This window comes from Thiomicrorhabdus sp. Kp2, assembly GCF_000478585.1.
In the GTDB taxonomy this organism is placed as follows: Bacteria; Pseudomonadota; Gammaproteobacteria; order Thiomicrospirales; family Thiomicrospiraceae; genus Thiomicrorhabdus.
Map to the genome: position 1 here is coordinate 2,328,499 of NZ_ARWI01000001.1, position 26,272 is coordinate 2,354,770.

At 39.7% G+C, this 26,272-nt stretch carries 20 protein-coding genes and 1 other RNA gene; 15 read left to right on the top strand and 6 right to left on the bottom strand.

What is annotated here, in order from left to right; all coding sequences use genetic code 11:
- Positions 1-56: 56 nt before the first annotated feature.
- On the bottom strand, positions 57-2,936 hold the full coding sequence (locus A379_RS10480) for an autotransporter domain-containing protein (RefSeq protein WP_040727977.1): 2,880 nt from the start codon (positions 2,934-2,936) through the stop codon (positions 57-59).
- Positions 2,937-3,386: 450 nt separating this feature from the next.
- Here A379_RS10480 and A379_RS10485 point away from each other — a divergent pair, with 450 nt between their 5' ends.
- From A379_RS10485 to ppsA, 4 genes are all read left to right on the top strand, one after another.
- A complete protein-coding gene (locus A379_RS10485) occupies positions 3,387-4,391 on the top strand; it encodes a LuxR C-terminal-related transcriptional regulator (protein ID WP_040727979.1) in 1,005 nt (334 codons plus the stop codon).
- A 2-nt stretch (positions 4,392-4,393) separates the two neighbouring features.
- Positions 4,394-5,308 (top strand): helix-turn-helix transcriptional regulator, encoded by a 915-nt coding sequence (locus A379_RS13125; protein ID WP_040727980.1) that lies wholly within the window; start codon positions 4,394-4,396, stop codon positions 5,306-5,308.
- A gap of 116 nt (positions 5,309-5,424) precedes the next feature.
- Positions 5,425-6,300, top strand: a complete 876-nt coding sequence (locus A379_RS10495; RefSeq protein ID WP_157832368.1) for a dienelactone hydrolase family protein — start codon at positions 5,425-5,427, stop codon at positions 6,298-6,300.
- A gap of 261 nt (positions 6,301-6,561) precedes the next feature.
- Entirely contained in the window at positions 6,562-8,988 is a 2,427-nt protein-coding gene (gene ppsA / locus A379_RS10500; RefSeq protein ID WP_040727981.1) for a phosphoenolpyruvate synthase, read from the top strand.
- Positions 8,989-9,016: 28 nt separating this feature from the next.
- Here ppsA and A379_RS10505 read toward each other — a convergent pair whose 3' ends face one another.
- On the bottom strand, positions 9,017-9,403 hold the full coding sequence (locus A379_RS10505; RefSeq protein WP_040727982.1) for a YraN family protein: 387 nt from the start codon (positions 9,401-9,403) through the stop codon (positions 9,017-9,019).
- Positions 9,404-9,411: 8 nt separating this feature from the next.
- Entirely contained in the window at positions 9,412-10,965 is a 1,554-nt protein-coding gene (locus tag A379_RS10510) for a penicillin-binding protein activator (protein WP_157832369.1), read from the bottom strand.
- Between the two features lie 187 nt (positions 10,966-11,152).
- Here A379_RS10510 and rsmI point away from each other — a divergent pair, with 187 nt between their 5' ends.
- Complete coding sequence (rsmI, locus tag A379_RS10515) at positions 11,153-12,028, top strand: 16S rRNA (cytidine(1402)-2'-O)-methyltransferase (RefSeq protein ID WP_040727985.1); 876 nt, start codon at positions 11,153-11,155, stop codon at positions 12,026-12,028.
- A gap of 18 nt (positions 12,029-12,046) precedes the next feature.
- Here the strand turns inward: rsmI and A379_RS10520 are convergent, their stop codons facing one another.
- The 3 genes from A379_RS10520 to A379_RS10530 form a co-directional block, all read right to left on the bottom strand.
- Positions 12,047-12,463 (bottom strand): response regulator, encoded by a 417-nt coding sequence (locus A379_RS10520; protein WP_040727987.1) that lies wholly within the window; start codon positions 12,461-12,463, stop codon positions 12,047-12,049.
- Between the two features lie 394 nt (positions 12,464-12,857).
- Positions 12,858-13,697: a class I SAM-dependent methyltransferase gene (locus tag A379_RS10525; protein ID WP_051145166.1), complete on the bottom strand. Its 840-nt coding sequence runs from the start codon at positions 13,695-13,697 to the stop codon at positions 12,858-12,860.
- Positions 13,698-14,096 carry a hypothetical protein gene (locus tag A379_RS10530; protein ID WP_040727988.1) on the bottom strand — a complete coding sequence of 133 codons (399 nt, stop codon included), beginning with the start codon at positions 14,094-14,096 and terminating at the stop codon, positions 13,698-13,700.
- Positions 14,097-14,201: 105 nt separating this feature from the next.
- Between A379_RS10530 and A379_RS10535 the strand changes: the two genes are divergently transcribed.
- From A379_RS10535 to mraY, 10 genes are all read left to right on the top strand, one after another.
- Positions 14,202-15,638: a D-alanyl-D-alanine carboxypeptidase/D-alanyl-D-alanine-endopeptidase gene (locus tag A379_RS10535; protein ID WP_106381700.1), complete on the top strand. Its 1,437-nt coding sequence runs from the start codon at positions 14,202-14,204 to the stop codon at positions 15,636-15,638.
- A 139-nt stretch (positions 15,639-15,777) separates the two neighbouring features.
- An RNA gene (gene rnpB, locus A379_RS12895) (RNase P RNA component class A) lies at positions 15,778-16,159 on the top strand.
- A gap of 675 nt (positions 16,160-16,834) precedes the next feature.
- Positions 16,835-17,293 carry a division/cell wall cluster transcriptional repressor MraZ gene (mraZ, locus tag A379_RS10540; RefSeq protein ID WP_040727989.1) on the top strand — a complete coding sequence of 153 codons (459 nt, stop codon included), beginning with the start codon at positions 16,835-16,837 and terminating at the stop codon, positions 17,291-17,293.
- A gap of 44 nt (positions 17,294-17,337) precedes the next feature.
- Positions 17,338-18,267 carry a 16S rRNA (cytosine(1402)-N(4))-methyltransferase RsmH gene (rsmH, locus tag A379_RS10545; protein WP_040727991.1) on the top strand — a complete coding sequence of 310 codons (930 nt, stop codon included), beginning with the start codon at positions 17,338-17,340 and terminating at the stop codon, positions 18,265-18,267.
- Between the two features lie 63 nt (positions 18,268-18,330).
- Complete coding sequence (gene ftsZ, locus A379_RS10550; protein ID WP_081696397.1) at positions 18,331-19,563, top strand: cell division protein FtsZ; 1,233 nt, start codon at positions 18,331-18,333, stop codon at positions 19,561-19,563.
- A 77-nt stretch (positions 19,564-19,640) separates the two neighbouring features.
- Positions 19,641-20,012 (top strand): cell division protein FtsL, encoded by a 372-nt coding sequence (gene ftsL, locus A379_RS10555; RefSeq protein WP_051145168.1) that lies wholly within the window; start codon positions 19,641-19,643, stop codon positions 20,010-20,012.
- A complete protein-coding gene (locus tag A379_RS10560) occupies positions 19,999-21,927 on the top strand; it encodes a penicillin-binding protein 2 (protein WP_040727993.1) in 1,929 nt (642 codons plus the stop codon). The genes ftsL and A379_RS10560 overlap by 14 nt, the downstream gene beginning before the upstream one ends.
- A complete protein-coding gene (locus A379_RS10565; RefSeq protein ID WP_040727994.1) occupies positions 21,927-23,561 on the top strand; it encodes a UDP-N-acetylmuramoyl-L-alanyl-D-glutamate--2,6-diaminopimelate ligase in 1,635 nt (544 codons plus the stop codon). Before A379_RS10560 ends, A379_RS10565 begins: the two co-directional genes overlap by 1 nt.
- 9 nt (positions 23,562-23,570) lie before the next feature.
- A complete protein-coding gene (murF, locus tag A379_RS10570; RefSeq protein ID WP_081696398.1) occupies positions 23,571-25,106 on the top strand; it encodes a UDP-N-acetylmuramoyl-tripeptide--D-alanyl-D-alanine ligase in 1,536 nt (511 codons plus the stop codon).
- Between the two features lie 77 nt (positions 25,107-25,183).
- Complete coding sequence (gene mraY, locus A379_RS10575) at positions 25,184-26,266, top strand: phospho-N-acetylmuramoyl-pentapeptide-transferase (RefSeq protein ID WP_040727996.1); 1,083 nt, start codon at positions 25,184-25,186, stop codon at positions 26,264-26,266.
- Positions 26,267-26,272: the final 6 nt, after the last annotated feature.

The window sequence follows — 26,272 nt, forward strand, 5'->3', positions numbered from 1 at the left end:
ATTATTTAGAAAAGTTAAAAAGGCTAACCAGTTGGTTAGCCTTTTTATTTGATTGCTTAGAACGGTATTCTAATATTTGCTGATACTGTTTGGTCTAAATAGTTGTCACGACTATTTAGGTTGTATTTAGCAGATAATTCTGTACCACTTTGGCTATTGTATTTTGCTCCAAAACCAGCTTGGTAAACACGTTCGCTCGGTTTAATTCCATCGGTAGTGAAGGTTGCCCCTGTACCTTGTAATGATGAGGTAACAGATGCTTTGTCTGTCGAAAAGTCATGACCAATCGCAGCACTACCAAATATCATCATATTGTCAGAAGTAGCGTATGATAATTTAGCTCCAATGCTCGTTACTAAGCTATCGTAGGTTTGATTTTTTACATCTAAGTTTAATGCACCAGCACCTTTTTCAGAGTAGCTGTCTACATCTACTTTATGGTAATCCACATTAGCGGTGGCTGCAAAATCTAACTTATCGTTCAAAGCGAAGTGCTTTTCTAATTCAGCATTAACATGGGTGTGTGTGCTGCCATAAGATGATGAAGCAATACTGTTGTTAAAAAGTGTTCTTTTAGTATCGTAATCAGACTTGCCTATGGTAAGGCTACCGTTAGCGGTTAGTGTGTTAGATAGGTTTTTTGTACCATAAACCGATAGTTGATAAGAGCCCACATCGGTAGAGTAACCACCGATTGATTGTTTGCTTGTTACATCACTATTTGCGGTCGATAGCGCAACGCCAACTTCTGTTGATGGCGATAGTTGACCATCTACACCAATGACAATACCTTTTGAATCGACTTCATAACCTGCCACACCGTCTTGTTTGTTTTGCTCTGCCCAGTTGCCAAATGGTTGAATCCAGAAGTTTTTATCACTTAGAGTGTCTCCACCATTCATTCCTCGGCTAGTTAAACTTTGCAGGTAGTCACTACGCTCACCAATAATTGTCATAGCTTGTGAAGCACCAAAAACAGCTTGCTGACCTGCATTGTTAGATGCTGGAGCCAATGATTCAACCGCATTAGCAAGCTGTTGTTCAGTAGAATACTGCCCTAGGCCACTTAAACCTACTGCCTGATCAAGCTGCGCATTACCTGTGGTACCGTTATTAGCAAAATCATTCTGCAAGCCTTGCAAAATAGGAGCAATACCTTGTGCAGTAGTTGAGCCAGTATTTGTCACGGCGGTAACAAGGTTACCCGTAGTTGAACCACCCGTGTTACCCGTGTTAGTTGTACCTGAGGACTCACCCGCACCTGTTGTTAACTCAAGGTCTAGGTCGCTCGCATTTCTAACCGTATTAAAATCATATGACGCAGAGTTATCTGTAATGGCAAAAGTACCGTAGTTAATTGCGGTTGTGCTTCCAGTGGAGATTACATCTTGAAACACATTACCGTCTGACAAAACACCACTCTGCTGAACATCAATATTCATGGTGGTGTTATCTAAATCAACATCCCCATCAACATAAAGCTTTCCATAGGTAGTGTTGTTAACAATAACAACATCAATATCACCACCGCTACCAGTGAAATCGCTGAAAAACTGTGGATTAGTATTAGGGTTGGCACTTACAGTACCCCCAGTTGCAGAGGCCGCATTAGGATTTAATACCAATGTACCGCCATTAAGAATGACGTTTGCTGCATGTATTTGCTGGTTAGCAAACGGGGTATAGGTAGCACCGCTATCAAAAACAACGTCGGCATCACCTACTTGGAATTGACCATCAAAAACAGCGGTGTTGTTACCGCCAATTTCCACTTGGTTTAATGCACCTGTTGCTGAAACAAAATTACCAACAATTTCGCCTGAGTTAATAAACTTATCGATATTTGCACCTGTAGTAATTTCAACTGCAGTATTACCTGCTGAGATGATAGTGCCGTTTGCCCCACCATTCTCTATGATGGTGGTACCATTACCAGCATTCGGCCCCAAATAAAGTGCCTGAGCGCTATTCCAATTTTCAATCAGCCCGCTATTAACTAGATACCCGGTTATAGTGCCGCCCGCAACATGAATCGTTGCATCGAGACTGTCATTATTGAATATGTCTCCATTATTCGTTAAGTTATTGATTGACGCACTGCTTTCAAGCTTTATTGCTGAGCCACCGCCGTTAACTGTAGTAAAGATTTGACCATTACCCTGGTTCGTAAACGTCCCGATGGTTGACCCATCCGTAATTCGGACTACGGGAAACCCAACAGCTGAATTCGAAGAGCGAATATCGCCATCGTTTTGGAACGTTGTAATGTCTGTACGGCCAACATAAATGGCTGAATTATTTGTACCATTAATAGTGGCATTATTGTTATTTTGCAATGTCGTTACAGTACTGTTACTTGTCGCTGAACTGCTGTAGTCACCATCAAGATTGATACCTACAACATCACCTACAATGCTTCCATCGTTCATTATTGATGTAACAGAAAAAGGTGTTCCATCATCTTCAATTGATATTGCATTAGTACCATTTATCATTGAGCTAGCGTTATTAACAATCTCTAAATTAGTGGTTCCATTAGCATAAATACCAGGACCGCTAGTTCCTGAATTATCACCGTCGATCATTGATGAATTGTTAATGGTTAAGTTGCTTGTTTGTGAAGCATTGATTACCGCTGCAAAACCTGATGTTGCTGGGTCTAGTAATAACGAGCCATTGTTATTAATGGTGACACCAGAAGTGCTTCCAGCATTAATTGCGTAAGCATCTGTAGTGGTAATTGAAGCGCCATTATCGACAGTAATAGTGTCATTGTCTGCTGCAGTACAAGTGGTTGTTAGTGCACCTGTAACCGGGAGAGATGCACAAGAACCTGTAGCGGCTTGTACATTCATTGAGTACATGGCAAGCAGTACTGAACTTGCTAAAGTTTTGAGTGCAAACTTTTGCGTTGTAATTTTTTTTGTTGATTGCATTGAAATCATCCTTTTGCGAATGGTTAATTTGATTTTATTAAGGTTTTAGAGTCTTTTAGAGAGTCTGTTCAAGCGAATGAATAAACGGATTATTTTTACTTAACGAATTCTAGTGGTAGGTTGATTTCTTATAAATAGGGGAACACGGCTACTGAGTTAATAAAAATAAGGGTTACCACGTACTCTATTAGTGACGCAGGACAGTGTTATTTATTAATTATTAGCTGAATAATCTTAGAGCTGTTTTATGTTTTGGCTTTGTAATTAAGGGGGTTAACATTGAGCCTATGTTTGCATGACGTGTTAAGTCCCTTGATTATGAAGGGTTTTATATAGGGGATATTGGCTAGTGTACGTAATATTATGGGCGTTTTTAGTGGTATTTTTATTTGCATTTATTTATATTTATACAGGAGGTTAAAGCGTAGAGATAAAAATAGGAAGCAAAAAGTGCACAAACAAGCTAATGAGCTGGTTTTAAAAATATACCGCTTGGCATATAAAACCAGTATTGCAGACTTTAAAAAGCAGTGCTTTGAACTTTTAGCCGATGTGTTGGATATTCAGAGTGGTACTTGGATTACACGTTCAGAAAAAGATATTCTTTTTTACGAAAATGATAGTTTTACATATGCTTTACCAGAGGGCTTTATGGAAGATTACCATCACTTGTCCTCGGTATCAGAACAGGTAAACCAGGTTTTCTCAGTGCTTTTGGGTAATCAACGCAAAACTTTAGATATATTAGATGTGGTTCCCTCTGAGGATTGGTTTGATTCAGAAATGTACCGTTTGTATTGTGATAAGTTTAATTTACATCACTCTTTGATGACTGTTGATATCAATCCAATTAATCAAGTAATGAATCTGATTACCGTTGCACGGCATAACCCTGCTCATGGGTTTACTGAGGAAGAGAAGTCTTTGAAAGAATTTATCTTTCCCAATTTAATTGAAGCTCTAAGAATCAATCTTTTAAATGCATTACATTCTGGGGTAGATTTTGCAGGTTCTTATCGTGCTGTGATGGACCGATATGGTAATGTTATTGAAGCTGAAGATGGTTTTTTAGCGTTGTTGAGTTCTAAGCAGCTTGCTTTAGGGTCTAAAGTGTTAATTGATTTTGAATCTCATCACCGTACTGTAGAAATCAAAGGCCTAAGTTTTCGTTACAAAAACCATAATGGTTTAGTTTTTGTAGAGGTTGATTTATCAAGCTTAATTGAAATTCTTAGCGAGCGCAAAGTTGAAGTTGCTCAATTACTTCTTAATGGCTTATCTAATAAAGAGATTGGAAATAAGTTGGGTTTGTCTCCTAATACAGTTCATAACCATCTAAAAGAAATTTATAAGACGATTGGTGTAGCGTCTCGTACACAAGCAATTGGTTGTTTGTGCCGTTTTGATTTAACAGGTAGGTTGACACAAAATGTTGAACAATCTAGGTTAAGTTAAAAATGCCCTTCTTAAAATTAAAAGAACCAAATCCTGTTAATAGATTAGGTGAGTGCATAGCCTCCTTCTATCATGCTTCTCAATCACCTTGTAGAGAGCAATTTCAACGTGCATGTATTAATGCTATTAATAATATTACTCCGTTAATTCGCTTTTCTTGGAAAATTGATGCCCAACAAAATCATATTCATTTAAGTAAAAACCAATGGTTTGCAATATTTGAAGGTGAAGGGAAGATAAATATTGAATTTGTTGTAAACGATTTAAGTACAGTTGTTCCCATACTTTCCGAAGATAGAGAATTTATTTCTTCAAATAAAATATTTCATAAAAAGATTATAAGTTGTCATGGAGCGAGGCATTATTTTGATATTGAACAAGTTTGTGAAAATGACCTTTTGTCAAAAAAGGAACAAACTGAATTAACAATGTTTTTGCCTCATTTAGCGGAAGCTTTGCGTTTGCATATTTTATCGCAGTTTCAAAAGGCATGGAAATGTGATGGATATTTAGGCGCTATTATAGAAAGCGGTGGCCATGAGATTTATATGGAACCTTTTTTTTATGAAAAACTCAAACAAGCTGAACTTTCTAAGAAAGAGATTTTTAAAATGAGGGATTTCTTGGGTCAGAAATCATTTTTTTTATACAAAGACTTGTTGTTTGGTATCGAAAAAATTCTAGATGTCTATTTCATAAGAATGTTAGTTTTTAATGGTGTGTTAAGCAACTTGACGCTAAAAGAGAAACAGATTTGCTTTTATGTCAACGCAGCGTTTTCAAATACCGATATATCAAAGGCGTTAAAAATATCAGAAAAAACGGTTGAGAACCATTTGAGCAATATTTATCAAAAAATAAACATTGATTCTAGAGCCAAGCTCGTTTCTAGCTTGTATTCAGCAATAAAAGAATGAAAGTTACCTATAAATATTATATTTATAATTATATTTATATTCGCCTCAATAAATTACCCTTGCTCTTCTTTCTTTATGCAAAGCTCGGTTTAGATTTCTAGAAGATGAATTTTCTGATGACTTTTCGACAACTACCTTTATTAGGTCTATTCTTTTTCTGTACTGCATTGCTTGGTTGCGCAGGCGTGCCGAATGTTTCTGAAAGACAAAAATATGCAAATGTTTTAGTTAAAAAAAATGAATGGCAAAAGCAAGTTATTAGAACAAAACGCTTTGATTTAATCGCTTTTTTACCAAATGTTGTACACAACCATAAAAGTGACGTGCTTACCGTTTACATTGAAGGTGATGGACTTGCTTGGATATCACCGAATGTTCCTTCTCATAATCCAACCCCTATCAATCCTTTAGCGCTAAAACTGGCCATAAATGACAGTAGTGGTAATGTGGCATACTTAGCGAGACCTTGCCAGTTTGTTGAAAGCACCTCAAGAAACTGTGAATCCAAACTTTGGAAAGAGGCACGGTTTTCAACTCCTGTGATTGAGGCTATGAATCAAGCCGTTCAGCAGCTTAAAGAGCAGACGATGACCAAAAAAATTAGACTCATTGGTTATTCTGGTGGAGGCGCTATAGCCACATTGTTGGCTGAAAAAAGAAAAGATATAGAGATGCTTATTACCGTTGCAGGCACTCTTGACCATCGCGCATGGACGCACTTTCATAAAATATCTCCATTAACAGAATCGCTTAACCCAATTGATGAGATTCATAAGCTGAAAAGTATCCCCCAGGTACATTTTATTGGTAGTGCAGATCGCATAATTCCAAAAAGTATTACCGAATCGTTTGTGCAAGAAGCAATAAAAAATGAAATAGAGAAAATAACAGTTCGTGAAATGCCTGGTTACACTCATGTTTGTTGCTGGGTTGGCGAGTGGCGTGCATTGCAACAATCCTTAGAACCTCATGTAAAGAATGAGTTTTATTGAGTCGAGTTTAAGGGTGGTTATTTAAAAAATAAGGAGTTTTAAAAGAGGGGCAAATTATTAAGGAGGTTACCAGGCCTGGCAATCCCTTGGCCAACAATACTTTGTGAGCGTTGGGTAAAGCCTTTTCTATTGTCTATATTCGTAATCATTTACATTTCTTATTTATGAATTACAAAATTGTTATGCATTTCTTACTTAATCAGCGTAAGCTTAAAATCAGCATTTATTGAACTGCAACTCACTTCTTTAAGGAGGCTAACCATGTCTGAACAAGGTCGTTCTGAACAAGCTAAATACATTCTTTTCTTTGATGAAATAGGAATTAATGACATTCCCATTGTTGGTGGTAAAAATGCTTCTTTGGGTGAGATGTATCAACAACTGACACCGCAAGGTGTTCCGATTCCGAATGGCTTTGCGATTACGGCTGAGGCTTATCGTTGGATTTTGACAGAAAATAATCTATGGCCTGAAGTGACTCAGATTTTGGATGGCTTAGACCCAGAAAATTCAATTGAATTGCAAAAGCGTGGAGCGCAGTTACGTGGGTTGGTTTATAACGCAAAATTGCCTGATGACCTGTATCAGGAGATGGTTGAAGCTTATGAAAAACTGATTAAAGAATATGCTGGAAATGTCTCTCTGGCGGTAAGAAGTTCGGCCACCGCGGAAGATTTGCCTACTGCAAGTTTTGCTGGTCAGCAAGATACTTATCTAAATATATCAGGCCTGCAAGCTTATATAGATGCTTGCCGTCACTGTTTTGCCAGCTTGTTTACCGATAGAGCGATTCACTACCGAAGTGATCAAGGTTTTAATCATCTTGAAGTGGCTTTATCAATTGGGGTGCAAGTGATGGTGCGTTCAGATGTGGCTTCGTCTGGGGTTATGTTTACCATTGATACGGAAACAGGTTTTGAAGATGTGATTTTAATCACTGGTGCTTATGGACTCGGTGAGAATGTGGTACAGGGTGCGGTTGACCCAGATGAGTTTTATGTACATAAAGAGACGTTTCAAAAAGGCTTTAGAAGTGTTTTTAAACGTCACTTAGGCACTAAAAAAATCAAAATGGTCTATGCCAGTGATGTTAACCGTAGAGAGCCTGTTCATAATATTCCAACAGCGGTTTCTGAACAGAAGCAATTTTGTATTACGGATACTGAAGCGATTAAATTGGCCGAATACGCAATCAAAATTGAGAATCACTATAGTGATCATGCTAACCAACACCGCCCTATGGATATTGAGTGGGCTAAAGATGGTATTACAGGGGAGTTGTTTATTGTACAAGCTCGCCCAGAAACGGTGGCTTCTCAACAATCTAATATGGTGTTAAAGCAATACCAATTAGTTGAAAAACCAGCTGAAAGCTTGACCGTTGGTCGCTCTGTGGGCGCTAAAATCGCTTATGGTCGAGTGCGAGTAATTGAGTCGGTGGAGCATTTAAATGAGTTTCAAGAAGGTGAGGTTTTAGTTTCTGATATTACGACGCCAGACTGGGAGCCTGTGATGAAAATGGCCTCGGCTTTAGTGACTAATCGTGGTGGACGTACTTGTCATGCGGCAATTATTTCACGTGAGTTGGGTATCCCAGCGGTGGTGGGTACTGGCAATGCAACTGAGTTAATGAAAAGCGGTGAGGTGGTGACCGTGAGTTGTGCTGAAGGGGATGAAGGGCATGTTTATACAGGTCAAGTGCCTTATGAAATCATAGAAACGGATTTATCTCATATTGAAAAACCTAAGACTAAAATTCTAATGAACCTCGCCAATCCTGAGATGGCCTTTAGGGTGAATAAATTGCCTAATGATGGTTTGGGTCTGGCACGTATGGAATTTATTATTAACAATAAAATCCAAATACACCCGCAAGCTTTATTGCAACCCGAGAAGGTAGAGAGTGAAGAGGACAAAGCTAAAATCAAACAGCTCACCGAAGGTTTTAGCAGTGGCAAAGACTTTTTTGTGCGTAAGCTTTCAGAAGGAATTGGTACGCTTGCAGCGGGTTTTTATCCTAAACCTGTTGTGGTGAGGTTGTCCGATTTTAAAACCAATGAATATGCCAGTTTAATTGGCGGTAAAGCGTTTGAATTAAAAGAAGAAAACCCAATGATTGGCTTTAGAGGAGCAGCACGTTATAACGATGCCTCATTTAAAGAAAGTTTTGCAATGGAGTGTACGGCCTTAAAGCAGGTTAGAGAGGTGATGGGTTTTGACAATATCATTATTATGGTGCCATTTTGCCGCCGTGTTGAGGAGGCCAAAAGTGTAATTGATACGCTGGCACAAAATGGTTTAGTGCGCGGTAGTAATGGCTTAAAAATCTATATGATGTGTGAGATTCCAAATAATGTATTGTTAATGGATGAGTTCTCAGAATATTTTGATGGCTTTTCAATTGGTACCAATGATTTAGCACAGCTGGTGTTAGGGGTGGATCGTGATTCTGCCAAGGTCGCTTACAATTATGATGAGCGTGACCCTGGGGTGAAAAAAATGGTACAAATGGCCATAGAGGGTGCAAAACGCAATGGCAAACATATTAGTTTGTGTGGCCAAGCCCCTTCCGATTATCCTGAGTTTGCGGAATTTTTGGTTGAGTTAGGGATTGATGCTATGAGTTTAAATCCCGATTCGATTTTAGCAACCTTACCGAGTATTTTGGCTGCGGAAGCTAAACAGTAAACCGCATTTAGAATTGCCTTTCTGATTATTATCCTGCTTGAAAGGCATCCTGAATCCATTCGGGTTCGCTTTGCTCTGCGGTAAAACTCAGTACATCAAAACGCATTGCGAGTTCTTGATATTGTGGGTTTTTAAGTAGATAGTTTTGAGCACAGAGAATGATGTGTTGCTGTTTTTTCACGGTGACGGTTTCAGAAGGGTGGCCGTAGGCGGTTTGCTTACGGTATTTAACTTCAAAAAAGATAAGCTGAGTCTCTTCTTTATGATTGGCTTCTTGTAGGCCAATCAAATCAATTTCGCCACCTTTACAGTGAAAGTTTTCAGCTAAAATTTGAATATTACGTTTGGCTAACCAGTGTTTGGCTTGTTGTTCTTTTTGATGACCAATAGAGAACCAGCTAGATAGCTTTGACATAAAAAAACTTACTCTGTATCAGAATCTCGAATTAACGGAACTTCTTCTGAACGGCTTTTTATGTCCACCATAGGGGCTTCAGCAAGAACGCCTGATTTATCGTATTTAACCCAAATTAATTGTTGTTTAATTTGATTACCATCTAAACTTAATATGCCGGTTTTGCCACTGGTTAAACAAGCACCATTTTGCAGGTTTTCAAGTTGCATGGTGACTTGAAAACTGTCCCAGCCAAAGGCTTCAAATGCGGATGTTAAATCAACAGGATTGAGTACGGCAGGGTAGGTTAAAAAACTAACACGATTTAAATCACGGTTTTCAGGGATGGTTTGAAAAGAGTTAGGTGTTAATTCTGTATCGCCATACAGCGGTGTATCTAATTCAAAGAAATCAAACTGGGGTCTAAAGACCGCCATACGATGAGCATTGTCAAAAATAACAATGGCATCGAGATCAGCACGAGTACGTGGGAAAAATTCGAGTTTTTCACCAATTAACCAACGTAGGTTATTTTGTCGTTCCTTGCTCAAGTTTTCATGGATGAGGTTGCCAAGCGCATCGCGAAGTTTTGGATTTTCATCTGGATAAACACTCAGTACGGCAGAATCTTTATAGCGTAAAAGGGTTTGTTGCAACTCGGTTGCACTAGCAAGGGAGTGTTTATTATCGTTAGTTAAAATACCAATACGCTTAAAGCCAGAATGTGTAAAACGTTGTAACATTTGCTGGCTTTGATTAGCGGATTTAAAGCTAAACTGGGTAATAGCACTATTATTAACGGTATTTAAGACAAGCATTTTATCGTCATGAAAACTGGCGATTTGCTGAATGGCTTCTTTACGAAGTGGGCCAATGATTCGATCTGCACCTTCTTCTTTGGCTCGATTATAGGTGGCTTCTACGTTTTCAAGCTCACTGGTGTCGTAAAATTTAAGGGTAACGTTTTGCTGAGATGCAAAAAAAGCCTTCATAATACCGCTAAGGATTTGATTTCCAACCACTCTATATTTACCTTCTAAAGGAAGCAATACTGCGATTTGATTGATGGCTTTTGGCGTAGGTTTTTGTGCCATTAATTTGGCTAATAGGTGTTTTTGATAGATTGCATCCGATTCAAAGGTTTTTAAGTTCAATAGCTCTGTATTAAATTCATATTTAGAACTTGCAAAGGCTTTATGTAAACTGCCCCAAGCTTGAATGTCTGGATTTGAATCATTGGCTAAGATTTGAATTTTTTGACTTGGTAAAGAGTTAACAATCGCCCAGGCCTGTTCTTCAATTTGTGCTTGAACGGTTGGCTTGTCTGCTTGTTTATGCCACAGTACGGTGCTGTATAGTAAGTAATCTGCCCAGCGAGCTTGTATTGCCGCATCCGCTCTTAACTTTTGAATTTCTTCTAAACTCAAATTTTGTCGGTCTTCGCCTGCTGACGCTTGAGTTTGGTTAACCGTTGGTTCACTTTTAGGTGTTGGCGCTGTAACAGGTTTGTTTGGCACGCTTCCACAAGCAGAAAGTCCTAAAATAACGGCTGAAAGTGTTAAAACCTTTAGCGGTTTTGTCATGTAAAAAGGCGAGGTCATTATCATTTTGATTTAAAATAGTTATCTATTATTAAGTTATTATTATGGATTATATAGCAATCCGTATTCAGATTGGGTACTGTTGCTTAGTTAAAATTCATCGGTTTTAAATACCATTCTAAATTCCCTTATGGCGTTGATAACCCTTCATAAAAAGATAAAGGTTAATATGAGTCAAAATTTTGAGAGCCAATCGTGTGGCACACTGTATGTCATTGCCACACCAATCGGTAATTTAAGCGACATTACTCGAAGAGCGATTGAAACGCTTGAAAAAGTGGATTGGGTAGCCGCAGAGGATACACGGCACAGCAAACCCTTATTACACTCATTAGGAATTAACCAGAATTTGCTCAGTTTACATGAGCATAATGAGGCGCAAAGAACGGAACAATTACTGGAAAAACTGCAAAACGGTGAGAGTGGTGCGCTGATTTCAGATGCGGGCACGCCATTGATTAATGACCCAGGTTATTTTTTAGTAAAACGCCTACGCCAAGAAGGCGTTCAAGTGGTGCCTGTTCCTGGGCCAAGTGCGGTGATTACGGCATTATGTGCGGCAGGATTACCCACGGATCGTTTTACCTATGAAGGTTTTTTGCCTGCTAAATCGAGTAAAAGAATATTGGCGTTAGAAGCTTTGGTGTCTGAAACACGTACTTTGGTATTTTACGAATCTCCACATCGTTTAATGGATTGTTTACAGAATATGCAACAGGTTTTTGGTGATGACAGAGAGATGGTGGTTGCCCGTGAGCTCACTAAAAAGTTTGAGCAGTTTGTTTCTGGCTCGGTTGGGGAGGTAGTCACTTACTTTACGGATAACTCTGATAAGGTTCGTGGTGAGTTTGTTTTGATGTTGACAGGAGCTGAGCTTAAAACCGATGCCGATTCAGAAGCAAAATTGGTTGAAGTGGATAAGATGATTCAAATTATGTTGAAACAGTCTTTGCCTGTAAAACAAATTTCTGAAATGATTGCTGAAATAACGGGTGAGAAGAAAAAAACGATTTACCAGCGCGTGTTAGAGTTAAAGGCGTGTTAACTGAATGAAAATCAGGGGTTAATCATGACGATGCATCGATTTATTTGCTGGTTTTGGGTCTAAATATTCGATGTTTATCACTTTATAAACCACCTTTAAGATACCTGTTGGGGTGAACGGTTTTTTAACCCAGGCTTTTACGCCTAGTTCTTGAGCCTCATCTCTACACGTTTTACCATCTTCGGCACTCAGCATAATGCAAGGCGTTTGAGTGTTCTTGCCCTGGTTTTTTGCCACTTCAACTAACTCTAGGCCATTGTGGTTGTTTTCTAACATGAAATCCACAATCATAAGGTCGTATTTTTTTTGCATAATAAATTGAGTGGCTTCTTCTATTGTTACCGCACTATCTACTTCGATTCCATCACTTTCTAAAGTCATTTTTAATAGTGTGCGAATGACTTTGGCATCATCAAGAATAAGAATTTTTAGCATGCAACCTCTCGGGCGTTATGGAATTATTGAGTGAATTGAAGTTAAGTATAGATACGAATCTTAAAAATGCAAAGTTTAAATGACCAGGCCTGGTATGCATTGTTGCCGCCCATACTTTTGTGATTGATTTTAGTGTTATATAAAATCAACCACAGAGTCACGAAGACACGAAGATACAAAAAAATTAGTAAAAACCATTTGGTAAACATGGTTCATTCATTAACCCAGATGGCCTAAGCTCATTATTTATAAAGCTTTAATACCCATAGCCAAGTACATTTAGATTGGTTATTTGTTCAAATAAAACAGGCAGTTAATTTTTGAATTCTTCGTGCTTTCGTGTCTTCGTGGTTAAAGCTTTGGTTTTATCAACCATAAAATACACTTACCTTTTTTATAATTGATTCGATGCTTTTAACGCTTTAATCACGTAAATATCATAACGGGTATTTGGACTGCTCACCTGGCTGCTGGGTTGAATATTGTTAATTGGGCAAAAAACAGGCACAGCGCCTTTGGGTCTTTTGACCACTACGCGATATTTAGCTGTTTGCAGTGCGGCGGCTAATAAGTTCTCGCTGTCAGTATCGGGGCCAACCAGTTGCTGTAAAGCTTGCATCTCTTTTTTAGCGGCCGCTTTTTTCTTTTTTTCTGGATACATCGGATCCATATAAATAACATCAATGTCGGGTTTTTCATCCAATAAATACTGAGCGCTATCGGCGTTAACCAGAGATAGATTTTGAATGCTGTTAGCCATTTCTTCGTCAAGGGCTTCTGTTGGGTTATTGGCTCTTTCAAGCGCATCATTTAAGAGTGCGGCAACAATGGGTGAGCGCTCAATCATTTGCACCTTAAACCCTAAGCTTGCAAGTACATAGCTATCACCGCCCATGCCTGCGGTAGCATCAATAATGGTGGGTAGGCGGCTGGTCTCATTTTGAGTGATTTGCCCCATTGCCCTTACAAGCGGTTGACCTTTGCCACCACCAAACTGACGGCGATGGGCTTTTTTTCCACCCAAAAAGTCAATCGATACAGGGCCTTGTTTATCCGAGCAGAGGGAAAGTTTGATAGTGGGGTCTTTTTTATCGCTAAGCCAGTCTAGCCAAAGGCTAGAAATTGATTGATTATGACAAATCGGTAAGCCTAATAAATCACTTAAAGCTTTGGCTTTTTCAGGGTAGGTATTGGCAATACAAAGCGATTCTGCTGTGTTGGAATGGTTTATCATTTAATGGGCAAAACCTTTAACACTAATAATAATGGTAAAACCCAGTGCGGCATTGATAAAGCCATACAAAGAGATGCTCCAATAGAGCCACCAATATTGCTGCTTGGTTTTCAGGTAATAAAAATACGGAATAAGCAGGACTAAACTATTGGCTATAGCAATGACAATAACGCTGAGACTGTTTTGAATATTAAATAGGTCCCAAAGCAGGGTACTGGGTACAGCACCTACAAAAAAAGCGTATTGCCAAAAATGAATTTTGCCAATGGGCAGGAGTAGCGCAAATGCCAATGCCCAAATAAAACCATAAAAAATGGATTTAGTTAAAGGATATTTATAAAAAGGCAAACTTGTTTGTTGGGCTGAACTGACGTTAGGTTCATTGCTTTGATTGTTCATAGGGTTTATTTGGTTTATTTATAAGGCTTTGTAAATTGAATGGCTATCTTATACGAAAACGATTAAACGAGGAATCTTAAGTATTCTTATTGTTTGGCTATTTATATGAATAAAGAGGCATATAATGTACTCTTGTACTTAGATGTATTGTCGTACTGTATTGTTGTACTCAAAGAGACTTTTACAAGCAAAATGAAATTAATCCAAAACACAGCACAGCCTTTTAAGGCTTTTTACCATAAACTTGCTTTAGCGAGTCTAAAGTTATTGGCGTTGGGGTTCGCTGCGTGGTCTTTTAATGTCTCGGCGGCTCAGCAAGCGCATGAGCGTATTATTTTGGATGGCTCTAATTGGCACTATTTTTCTCAACTCCCGCAAGCTGGTTTTTTGTTTGTGGATGAACAGCAAAAACTTCTACAGTCTAAAAACCCCCAGCAAGCTTATGTACCTGCATCAACGACTAAATTAATTACTGCGTTATTAAGCCTTCAGCATTGGGGTGAAGATTATCGTTTTAAAACTGAATTTTATCTTCAAAAATCAACAGCGGCTTCACCAGTATTAGTTGTAAAAGGTTATGGCGACCCCTTTTTGGTTTCTGAAGAGTTGCAAATTCTCGCTAATAATCTCTCTAAACAGTTAGCTGAACAAGGTGTTTCACAATTATCAGGTATTCAAATTGATAGCAGTTTTTATCAACCAGGCCTGGTTATGCCTGGTACGGGGGAGAGTGATAACCCTTATGATGCGATTCCTGCTGCAGTGGCGGCCAATTTTAATAGTATTTTTGTAGAAAAGAGCGGTAAACAGTTCTTGAGTGCAGAACCACAAACGCCTATGACCGTGAGTGGCTTGAAAATTGCCAAAACCATTAAACAATTCCACCAAACAAAAAATGGCTTAACGCAACGTATTAATTTGGGCAATGATGCCGAGCTAAATCAACGTTATTTTGCTGAGTTATTGTCGAAATTTATAGAAGGTCACGGCATTACGGTTGAGAACGTGGTGACCTTTAATGAAACCGTGCAACATCTTGAGCAAAAGCAAAAGCAAAAGCAAAAGATTTATACCCACTTAAATAGTAAAACCTTGGCCGATGTGATTCGCCCAATGATGAAATATTCCACCAATTTTATTGCCAATCAACTAGCGCTAAACTTAGGTGTTGAATTATTTGGCATGCCAGCTAATCAAGATAAAGTAAAAAAGGCCTACCAAAAATTGCTATCAGAACAGTTTAAGTGGCAAAATTTTTATATTGAAGATGGCGCAGGGCTCTCAAGAGATAACCATCTGGCGCCAAATCAATTGATTGATGTCTTACAGGCATTTAAACCCTGGCGTAAGCTTTTGCCAGAGATTGAAGCCAGTGTTTTTGCCAAGTCAGGTACGCTGATAGGTGTGAGCACCTTAGCAGGCTATGTCGAAAAAGATAACCAATTTTTACCGTTTGCAATGATGATTAACCAGCGAGTACCTTATCGATTCAGAAATAGATTCGCCAAAGAACTCGCCAGCGCGAAATTAATGCGTTATTAAAAATGATTGCCAGGCCTGGTAACTTATTTAAGTCTTTAAAGGCGTAAGGTCTCTTATTCTTGCTATATTTTTATTTATTCGATAATGCACTTTCTTAATTCGCCTTTTACAGAACATTACTGTACTATACGCACTCTAAAAAGTGGGTCGGACAACCGCGGGAGAGTTTACTCTTCGGAGGAAAGTCCGGGCACCATAGAGCAGGATTCCAGCTAACAGCTGGGCAGTGAAAGCTGACGGACAGTGCAGCAGAAAATATACCGCCGATGGCTCTTCGGAGAACAGGTAAGGTTGAAATGGTGCGGTAAGAGCGCACCGCGCTTTTGGCAACAAAAGTGGCAGTGAAAACCCAATCCGGTGCAAGACCAAATAGGAAAACAACGTAGCAAGCTTGCTTGTTACAACCTGCTGCTCGCAGGAGTTTTCGGGTAGGTTGCTTGAGGCTAGCAGTGATGTTTAGTCCAGATGAATGGTTGTCGCTCGCAAGAGTACAGAACCCGGCTTATAGACCCACTTTTTTCTTTCCCCCTAGAATTCTTAAAATTTCCAAGTTTTTTATTTCGCTTCCAAGCGTGTCAATAAGTTTTCCTCTCTAGTTGATGCAGTATTGCATTGCAAAATTACTTTCAACTTCAAAATTAGCTATTTAAACGAGCTTAAATTCTGAAACCAAGTTCGTTAAAAGACTCGTTATTAATGAAAATGGTTTTGAGTCAGTCTACCAGGCCTGGTAGTTCTCTTTTGTATCGTTGTAATTTCATTTATTTGGATGCCACATGCTAGATTTTTAAAAAATAAGGTCAAAACACCCACTTTTTTTATTTTTTTTGAAAAAAAAGAAATAAATCCCCACTTTGATTTAAAAAATATACGGATAGAAATATACATACTATATGTTGTGTCTATTGATTGTGTGTTTGCATATATGTAGTTTATGAGAGCGCTGTTGTCGACTATGTAATTTTACCAAGAACAAGACAAAATGTTGTTGACTCTAGTTAAAATAACTTTTTTATGATTGTTATAACTGGTTGAAATATAAAGATAAATAAATAATGTAAAATCTTTTCTTATTTTTCTAAAAGCGCTCTAAGTTGTTGTCAGTAAATGGAATTTGCCTTTTTGGATGGTTGACAGTGGCGTTAAAAGTTCATATAGTGGCACCAAGTGGGGCAAAGTGGTGAAAAGTGGTAAATATGCTTTTTTTTAGAGGAATCAATTCGGTCAGTATCGATACTAAGGGAAGAATGGCTATCCCTAAGAAGTATCGTGAATCGATTTCTGACGCCAGCGATAACCAACTGGTTGCCACAATTGATCTGCATAGCCCATGTTTGCTGATTTATACCCTAGACGAGTGGGAAATCATTGAGCGTAAATTAATGTCTTTGCCAAACGTTGATCCTCAGGCGAGATTGTACCAGCGTTTACTATTGGGACATGCTTCGGAGATGGAAATTGATTCACAAGGTCGTGTGTTATTGCCGAGTTTGCTGAGAGAGCATGCCAATATTGATAAGCCAGCGATTTTACTAGGGCAGGGCAATAAGTTTGAATTGTGGTCACAAGAGGCTTGGGATAATAGCCGTCCAGAAATGTTGGATACAGCCATGTCAAACGAGATTTCAGAATCACTTGCAAGTTTAAGTTTGTAATTTAGAACTATACAGAGCGACATAATCCAAAACAAGGGTGCAACGTGGATTCACAAGAAACACATTTTTCAGTTCTTTTAAATGAATCTTTAGATGGTCTTAATATTAAACAAGATGGCGTTTATATTGATGGCACATTTGGTCGAGGTGGACACAGCACGGCTTTGCTAAAACGCTTAGGTGAAAATGGCCGATTAATTGCCATAGACCAAGATCCCGAAGCGATTGAGTATGCCAATACACATATTAAGGATTCACGTTTTGAAATTCAGTACGGCAGTTTTGAAGATGTAAAACAGTACTGCGAAACGCGAGGTCTAGTGGGTAAAGTTGATGGACTGCTATTAGATTTAGGTGTTTCTTCTCCACAGTTAGATGATGCTGAACGCGGTTTTAGTTTTATGCGTGAAGGCCCTCTTGATATGCGCATGAACCCAGAAGAGGGTTTGAGTGCCAAAGAGTGGTTAAAAAAAGTAGATGAAAAAACCTTAAAGTTGGTTTTGCAAAACTACGGCGAAGAGCGGTTTTCTGGGCGTATCGCTCGAGAGATTAAAGAAGCCTCTATAAAAGACGAATTACAAACAACGTTGGATTTGGCAAGGCTTGTACAGAGAGTTTCGCCAAAGACTGAAAAAAATAAACATCCAGCAACTCGTACCTTTCAAGCAATACGTATTGCAGTAAATCGTGAATTGGATGTGTTAAAGAATGTATTAGAATCTGCGATGGAAATTTTAACGCCTGGTGGAAGGCTTTCAGTAATTAGCTTTCACTCGTTAGAAGATCGAATAGTTAAAGTGTTTATTCGAGATCAATCAAAGATTCGAGACCTGTTTCCAGATTCACCGATTCAATTAGAAGTGATTGAGCCGGTGTTGAAGAAAGTCGGAAAGCCTATCTTTCCAAGCACAGAGGAGTGCAAGCAAAACTCAAGATCCCGCAGCGCGGTACTGAGAATTGCTGAAAAACTATAACGAAGTGTTATAGAAAAAGAATGTTATTACTGTTTATCATGCTGATTAAGGGGAATCGTCGCCATGAATTTTGTAGGAAAAGAAGTATCACCAGTTAGGACACCTGGTATGCCAGTCATTAAAGTTATTGGCTTAGGCGGGGGCGGCGGTAATGCCGTTGATTATATGGTTCGCTCAAACGTTAAGGGCGTTGAGTTTATGTGTGCAAACACAGATGCTCAAGCATTAGAAAATGCCAATGTAAAAACATGTATTCAATTAGGTGCTGGCGGTTTAGGTGCTGGTGCAGATCCAGAGCGTGGCCGACAAGCCGCTAAGGATGATATTGATGCCGTAAAAGAACAATTAAAAGATGCGGATATGGTATTTATCACTGCTGGTATGGGCGGTGGTACAGGAACGGGTTCTGCACCTGTTGTTGCTCAAGCAGCACGTGAGATGGGTATTCTTACTGTTGGTGTGGTGAGTAAGCCATTTGGTTTTGAACGTCGTAATCATATTGCTGAAGCAGGTATTACTGAATTAGCTGAACATGTAGATTCATTGATTACGGTTCCAAATGATAAATTATTAAAAGTATTAGGTCGCGATTTTGTATTAGCCAAAGCGTTTGACTATGCAAACGAAGTACTATTTGGTGCGGTACAGGGTATTTCTGAATTGGTCACTCGTCCTGGCATGATTAACGTGGATTTTGAAGATTTACGTACTGTCATGGGTGAGCGTGGAATGGCGATGATGGGTGTAGGTCACGCTACGGGTGATGATCGTGCCATCAAAGCAGCCGAAAAAGCGATTGCTAACCCGTTATTAGAAGATATTTCAGTGTCTGGTGCGCGTGGTCTTTTAGTAAACATCACCAGTGGTCTTGATTTTACTCTGGGTGAATTCAATGAGGTAGGTGATGTTATTGACCAGGTTGCTGCGGCAGACGCTCGTGTTATTATTGGGACTTCTGTTGATGAGTCAATGACCGACGAAATTCGTGTAACGGTGGTGGCTACTGGTTTAGAAACTGTTGAAGCCGCAGCTGGTAAGCCTGAGTTTGTTAAACCTAACTTGCAAGCTGTTAAAGCAAACCAAGAAGCTAAAGTGGCCGCTCCTGTTGTTGAGGAGGCGCCTAAGGTTGTAAATGCTGAAGCGCAACAAGCTACGATAGAAATGACACAGCCAGATTTATTAGCAGAGCCTGAAGTGGTTCGCCCTAAAATGGTTGTCAACGGTGCTACAGCAGGAAGTATGGAAAGTTCTAATTATTTAGATATTCCTGCTTTCTTACGACGTCAAGCAGACTAATTCTGTTTTTGGTATTCGTTAGTCCAACGAGTATTAAACGGAGTTACGTCAACGATTGCACTGTCGGATAGGTCGATATGCAAAGTCGGTTCCCAGAACCCACACACTTAAAGAACTTTAAGTGGCGTGGGTTTTTTCTGTTTATATTAGTCACTCTTGTTTGCGCAAGTTTGCTGGCTATTGTTCACGTACAACATCAAATTCGTAATATTGAATCCCGTTACTACCAATCTTTACAGCAATCCCTCGTTGCTAATGAAGAGTGGGGGCGTTTAATGTTAGAAAAGAAACATCTCACTTCGCCTACCATGGTGGAGCAAGTTGCTAAACAAAAACTTGGCATGACCCTGGATAAAACGCACTTTCAATATATCTATATCGAACCCACTTTTCCTAGAATAGAAACATCAGAAATGATTGAGCAAGAGGCAGAGCATGTTGAAAATTAAACGTGATTCTGTTGTCTATGCACTGATTTTTTTGGGCTTTGTGGCTATTGGTGTTCGTGCTTTCTATGTACAAGTGATTAAGACAGATTTTCTACAGGCGGAGGGGGATAAACGACAAATTCGTACTATTGCCATACCTGCACCAAGAGGTGAGATTTATGACCGTAATGGGAGTTTGCTTGCTTTAAGTACCCCAATGGCTTCAGTTTGGATTGATCCTAAACAAATCATTACCCATGAACAAAACTATTTAGCGTTCTTGGATCTACTCAATTTAACTGACTCAGAATTAACGGCTTTAGGTAAACAAAATCGTTATAAAAAATTAAGTTTTATTAAACAAGTTAGCGATAACAGCATTATTGATGAGCTGGCTAAACTCGATTTGCCAGGCACTTATACCAAGTATGTTGAAATGAGCTATGACACGCCAACAAATCATATTGAAGTGAATAAGCTGCTGCCCTCTATTTGGGTCGATATGCGTTTGATTAATCGCTATCGTTACACGCCTGCAAGACTGGCTCAGGTGTTAGGTAAAGAGCGTTTACAAATTGTCTCTAAAATCTATAAAAATCCTAAAAGACGGTTTCTCTATTTACAGCGTGGCTTAGTGCCTGATGTGGCTAAAAAAATTGAGGATATGCATTTAACAGGCGTTTATACGCAAGGTGAGTATCGACGTTATTTTCCTGCGGGTGAGAGCAGTGCAAACCTGATTGGTTTTACCAATATTGATGACCAGGGGCTTGAAGGGATTGAGTTAGCTTATGACAATTGGTTAAAAGGTGTGCCTGGTAAAAAACAAGTTGTTAAAGATAGAGCAGGTCACGTTGTTGATTTTATAAAGGATGTGAAAGCGGCCAAACCAGGTAACCCGATGACATTAAGTATTGATCAAAATATTCAATATTTTGCTTACCGAGCGCTTAAAAAAGTGATGATTGAACACCAGGCCTTAGCGGTAAGCAGTGTGATTTTAGATGCCAAAACAGGTGAGATTTTATCTATGGTGAGCCTGCCCAGTTTTAATCCTAATGATTCAACGCAAAGGCGTGGTGCGGGCATTAAAAATAGAGCGATTACCGATTTAATGGAACCAGGTTCAACCATGAAGCCTTTTACTATTGCTAAGGCAATAGACTTAGGGTTGATAGATGAAACTTCTGAAATTAATACTTCACCTGGTTCAATCAGAATTCAAGGCAACCGAATCACGGATTCGCATAATCATGGCATGTTAACACCATTAGAAATTATTCAAAAATCGAGTAATGTTGGCGCCTCAAAGATTGCGTTGAAAATGTCGGCAGAACAACAAAGAAACTTTTGGGCTGACATTGGCATTGGTCAAGAGAGTGGTCTGTTTTTACCTGGTGAAGCGATGGGCTATTTAAAGCCAGCCCATGCATGGAAAGAAATTGACCAAGCCTCAGCATCATTTGGTTATGGGTTTAATACCAACCTCTTAGATTTAGCCCACGCCTATTTGCTGTTTGCAAATAAGGGTGAGATGGTGCCATTAAGTATAATTAAGCTTAATCAACCACCAATTGGCGAAAAGTTGGTTAAGCCAGAAGTCGCTCAAGCGGTTTTAGAGATGATGGAAACCGTGGTCGCAAAAGGTGGAACGGCTCCAAAAGCACAAATTCCAGGTTATCGTGTGGCAGGTAAAACGGGAACGGTACACAAAACCAATAAGGTGGGAGGCTATGAAAAAAATACATACCTCTCTCTGTTTGCGGGGGTTGTACCCGTTTCTAACCCTGATATGGTCATGATTGTGACGGTGAATGAGCCAAGCCGTGGTATCTATTATGGTGGGTCAGTTGCCGCGCCTGCATTTAAAGAGGTGATGCAAGAGGCATTACGCTTACGAAATATAGCGCCCGACCAGATAATGGTGGCGGATTAATGGCAGCTGAAATGAACTTATCGAACTTACACAGTAAAACATTATTAGAGATTGCTGCTTTTATAACCGAGCAGTCTGCCTGTTTTGATTCTAGCCATGACTTACAAGGCATTCTGGCTAATAAAGAGACCAGGCCTGGCGACTCTGATTTGGATACACCGATTCATCATCTCTCTTTGGATTCAAGGCAAATAAGCCAACACGATCTATTCTTTGCTATTCAAGGCGAAAGTCGGCATGGAATCGACTATTTAGATTCTGTTTTAGAGAAATTACCAGGCCTGGTTATTTGTGATAGGGTTTTAAATAAACAAGAACAATTAATTTTAGATAAAGCTGGTGCGGCTTGCCAAGTTTGGATTGTTGAGGATATTAAAGAGTTTATTGGCCATTTTGCTTCGTGGTTTTATGATTCTCCAAGCCAGCACCTTAAAGTAGTCGGTATTACGGGCACAAACGGTAAAACATCAACCGCCTTTTACACAGGGCAATTACTGAAAGGTTTTGGCGTTCAGGTGGCTTTAATTGGCACTTTGGGTAACGGGTCAATTGATGCTCTTGTGCAATCAAACAATACTACGCCTGAAAGTGTAACGGTGCACAGACTACTTCACGAGTTTTATCAGCAGGGTATTGAATGGGTCATTATGGAGGTCTCTTCACATGGTTTGTGTTTAGGCCGTATTCAAGGGGTGCATTTTCAAACCGTTGCCTTAACCCAAGTGACCCGCGACCATATTGATTTTCATGGCACAGAAGAGGCCTATAAAGAGGCAAAAACCAAGCTGTTTAGCGAGTATCCAACGCAAAACCAGGTGTTGAATTTAGACGATTCCGTGGGTGAGGTTTTATGTAAAAAACAGAAAAATCACTCTGCACTACCAGTTTGGTGTTACAGCGCAAATCAGCAGGCAAGTCAGCAATCAAGTCATTTAAATCGACAAACGGATTTAAGCTGTTCTAATGTTCAGCTTAGTCAAGAAGGCATTGCGTTTGATTGTTCAATCCAAGGTAAGCAGGCGTTTAAAGCGGTTAAGCTACCATTAATGGGTGCGTTTAATATTGAGAACAGCTTGTGTGCATTATCGATTTTACTGGTTAATGGTTTTGATAGTGAACAACTCTTTAGCCAAGTCAATAGCCTAACTTCCGTCTCTGGTCGAATGCAGGTATTGGCAAAAGCGCCAACGATTATTTTAGATTTTGCACATACCCCCGATGCGTTACAACAAGTGTTACTGGCCGTTAAAGCTCATCTAAGTCTTTCAATGGGTAAACTCATTGTGGTCTTTGGCTGTGGTGGCAACCGAGACCAAGGTAAAAGACCGTTAATGGCGGCCATTGCAGAAAAGCTTGCAGATAAGGTAATGTTGACCAGTGATAATCCTCGCGATGAAAAGCCAGAACAGATACTGTTGGATATTGAAAAGGGGTTAAGTCATCCTGAATATTCAGATAAAGAACTCGATAGAGAAGCCGCCATTTTAAAGGTGTTAAATGGCGCTTCTGAGAATGATATTGTGGTGATTGCAGGAAAAGGGCATGAAGATTACCAAGAGATTAGCGGTAAAAAAATACCTTATAGTGATGCAGCGGTGGTTACTCAATGGTTAACCCTAAACTCAAGACAGTAAGGTCAGGTTATGAGTGTAAAGAATACCCAAAATTTAGAGAGTGCTGAACAACAGGTTGCCCGTTTACAAACACAAATTAGTCATTCCGACGATGACCATCTACCAAAGGAACCCAATATGTTTTCATGGACACTTGAACAACTTTGCGAAAGTACCGATGGCGATATCATTGGTCCCATTTCAGAGCGGGTTGAGTTTACCTCAATCAGTACTGACACTCGTACCCTTGAACCAGGTGCATTATATATTGCGATTAAAGGTGAACAGTTTGATGGCCATGCCTTTATTGATGAAGCCATTAAACAAGGTGCGGTAGCGGCATTGGTGTCAGAAGATGTAGAGCTGATTATTCCAGGTGTTCAAGTGAATGATACCCGTATCGCTTTAGGTGAGTTTGCGCGTTGGCATCGTATGCAAATGCCCGTTAAAACGCTAATTGCGGTAACGGGGAGCAATGGTAAAACCACCACTAAAAGTTTACTTGAAAATATCTTTGCTAAAGTAGGTAATACCTTAGCCACCGTGGGGAATTTAAATAATGATTTTGGCGTGCCAAGAACCCTATTGAACCTAAGACCAGAACACGAGTTTGCGATTATAGAAATGGGGGCAAACCATAAACATGAGATTGCTTATTTAACGGCTTTGGCTTTGCCAGATATTGCAATGATTAACAATGCTTCTGGCGCGCATTTAGAAGGCTTTGGTAGCCTGCAAGGTGTGATTGACACGAAAGGTGAAATCTTTCAAGGTTTAAATAAAGTGGCTGGGCGTCAAGCAGGCACCGCGATTATCAACACCGACTCGCCAGGCTATAAAGATTGGTTAAATGAACTGGATAGGTTGGGGGTACAAAACATAATCCGTTTTGGAACGCGCGACGATGCACAGGTTAGAATTTCTGAATTTAAGGTTGTTGACGCTGAAAACTCAACCATTCAATTTACCCTCAGGCTGTCTGGTTTAGGTTTTGAAGAATCGTCTCATCAAGTTGAGATGCCTGTATTGGGTTTTCATAATGCGATGAATGCCGCAAGTTGTACGGCCGTTGCTTTAGCGGCTGGATTAAGTTGGAATCAGATTGAGCCTGGCCTGGTTAGTTTTACAGGTGTTTCAGGAAGGTTACAAAAAACCAGAATAAGCTCTGGTTGGTTGATCGATGACAGTTATAATGCCAACCCCGAATCGGTGAAAGCGGGTATTGATGCGCTAACCTCTTTACCAGGCCTGGCAACCCTCTGTTTAGGAGCGATGGCTGAAATTGGGGAAACCTCTGAAACCGTTCATCAAGAAATTGCGGAATACGCTAAAAATAAAGGGGTTTTAAACCTTTATGTTTATGGTGAAGCCACCAAAACGATGCCAAAGATATTTGGTGAAAATAGTGCCTATTTTGACTCGCATGATTTACTTGCAGAGGCGCTGTTAACCACATTAAAAAATTGTGCAAGCGAACAGCAAACCATGAACGTTTTGGTAAAAGGGTCAAGAAGTGCCAAGATGGAACGCGTGATTCAGCAAGTCTTGGAAAAGATTCGTGCCTAAAGCACGGCTTATAAAGAGTCAGAACTTAAAACATAACCTAAAAACATAACCCCGACTAGATAATAGGAAATGGTGACATGCTCATTTATTTAACAGAATATTTACAACAATATATCTCCGGTTTTGGTGTATTTAGCTATATCACCATGCGTGCCATTATGAGTGTGTTAACCGCCTTAATTTTGTCTTTTTTAGTTGGTCCCGCGTTGATTCGTTGGTTAACACGATTAAAGGTGGGGCAGTCAATTAGACAAGATGGACCGCAAACGCATTTGATTAAAGCCGGTACACCGACAATGGGTGGTACCATGATTTTATTCTCGGTGGCCATGGCGGTGATTCTTTGGGGGAACTTGACCAATCATTACTTGTTAGTGATTACCTTATCCATGCTTGGCTTTGGGGTAATTGGGTTTATCGATGATTATAAAAAAGTGGTTTATAAAGACCCTAATGGTATGCGAGCGCGTACTAAATATTTGTGGCAATCCATTGTGGGGTTTGCAACGGCCTACACGCTGTTTGCCTTAGCGACGGTTCCAGCAGAGAGTCAGTTATTAATTCCATATATGAAAGATACCGTGATTCACTTAGGTGCTTGGACCGTTGTGTTGAGTTATTTTGTGATTGTGGGAACCTCAAATGCAGTGAACTTAACGGATGGTTTAGATGGTTTGGCGATTATGCCAACCGTCATGATTTCAGGTGCGCTTGGCGTTTTTGCCTACTTATCTGGACATGTCTATTTTTCGGATTATTTAAATATTCCCTATATTCCAGGGGTGGGCGAACTCACCATTTTAGCGGCCGCATTGGTGGGCGCTGGTTTAGGCTTTTTATGGTTTAACGCACATCCTGCTCAAGTCTTTATGGGCGATGTAGGTTCCTTGGCCATTGGTGCGGCATTAGGTGGTATGGCGGTTGCAGTAAAACAAGAGCTTGTTCTGTTTATTATGGGGGGGATTTTTGTAGCTGAAACTGTTTCGGTTATCTTGCAGGTGGGTTCCTTTAAATTACGTGGCAAACGTATATTTTTAATGGCGCCATTGCACCACCATTATGAACAGAAAGGCTGGCATGAGTCGCAAGTTATTGTGCGTTTTTGGGTGATTACCATTATTTTAGTATTGATTGGTTTAGCCAGTTTAAAACTGCGTTAAAAGTAA

Coding starts and splice junctions, on each gene's coding strand:
- A379_RS10480 (WP_040727977.1), bottom strand. CDS start 2,936: ATGCAATCAACAAAAAAAATTACAACGCAAAAGTTTGCACTCAAAACT.
- A379_RS13125 (WP_040727980.1), top strand. CDS start 4,394: ATGCCCTTCTTAAAATTAAAAGAACCAAATCCTGTTAATAGATTAGGT.
- A379_RS10495 (WP_157832368.1), top strand. CDS start 5,425: ATGACTTTTCGACAACTACCTTTATTAGGTCTATTCTTTTTCTGTACT.
- ppsA (WP_040727981.1), top strand. CDS start 6,562: ATGTCTGAACAAGGTCGTTCTGAACAAGCTAAATACATTCTTTTCTTT.
- A379_RS10505 (WP_040727982.1), bottom strand. CDS start 9,403: ATGTCAAAGCTATCTAGCTGGTTCTCTATTGGTCATCAAAAAGAACAA.
- A379_RS10510 (WP_157832369.1), bottom strand. CDS start 10,965: ATGACAAAACCGCTAAAGGTTTTAACACTTTCAGCCGTTATTTTAGGA.
- rsmI (WP_040727985.1), top strand. CDS start 11,153: ATGAGTCAAAATTTTGAGAGCCAATCGTGTGGCACACTGTATGTCATT.
- A379_RS10520 (WP_040727987.1), bottom strand. CDS start 12,463: ATGCTAAAAATTCTTATTCTTGATGATGCCAAAGTCATTCGCACACTA.
- A379_RS10525 (WP_051145166.1), bottom strand. CDS start 13,697: ATGATAAACCATTCCAACACAGCAGAATCGCTTTGTATTGCCAATACC.
- A379_RS10530 (WP_040727988.1), bottom strand. CDS start 14,096: ATGAACAATCAAAGCAATGAACCTAACGTCAGTTCAGCCCAACAAACA.
- A379_RS10535 (WP_106381700.1), top strand. CDS start 14,202: ATGAATAAAGAGGCATATAATGTACTCTTGTACTTAGATGTATTGTCG.
- mraZ (WP_040727989.1), top strand. CDS start 16,835: ATGCTTTTTTTTAGAGGAATCAATTCGGTCAGTATCGATACTAAGGGA.
- ftsZ (WP_081696397.1), top strand. CDS start 18,331: ATGAATTTTGTAGGAAAAGAAGTATCACCAGTTAGGACACCTGGTATG.
- ftsL (WP_051145168.1), top strand. CDS start 19,641: ATGCAAAGTCGGTTCCCAGAACCCACACACTTAAAGAACTTTAAGTGG.
- A379_RS10560 (WP_040727993.1), top strand. CDS start 19,999: ATGTTGAAAATTAAACGTGATTCTGTTGTCTATGCACTGATTTTTTTG.
- A379_RS10565 (WP_040727994.1), top strand. CDS start 21,927: ATGGCAGCTGAAATGAACTTATCGAACTTACACAGTAAAACATTATTA.
- murF (WP_081696398.1), top strand. CDS start 23,571: ATGAGTGTAAAGAATACCCAAAATTTAGAGAGTGCTGAACAACAGGTT.
- mraY (WP_040727996.1), top strand. CDS start 25,184: ATGCTCATTTATTTAACAGAATATTTACAACAATATATCTCCGGTTTT.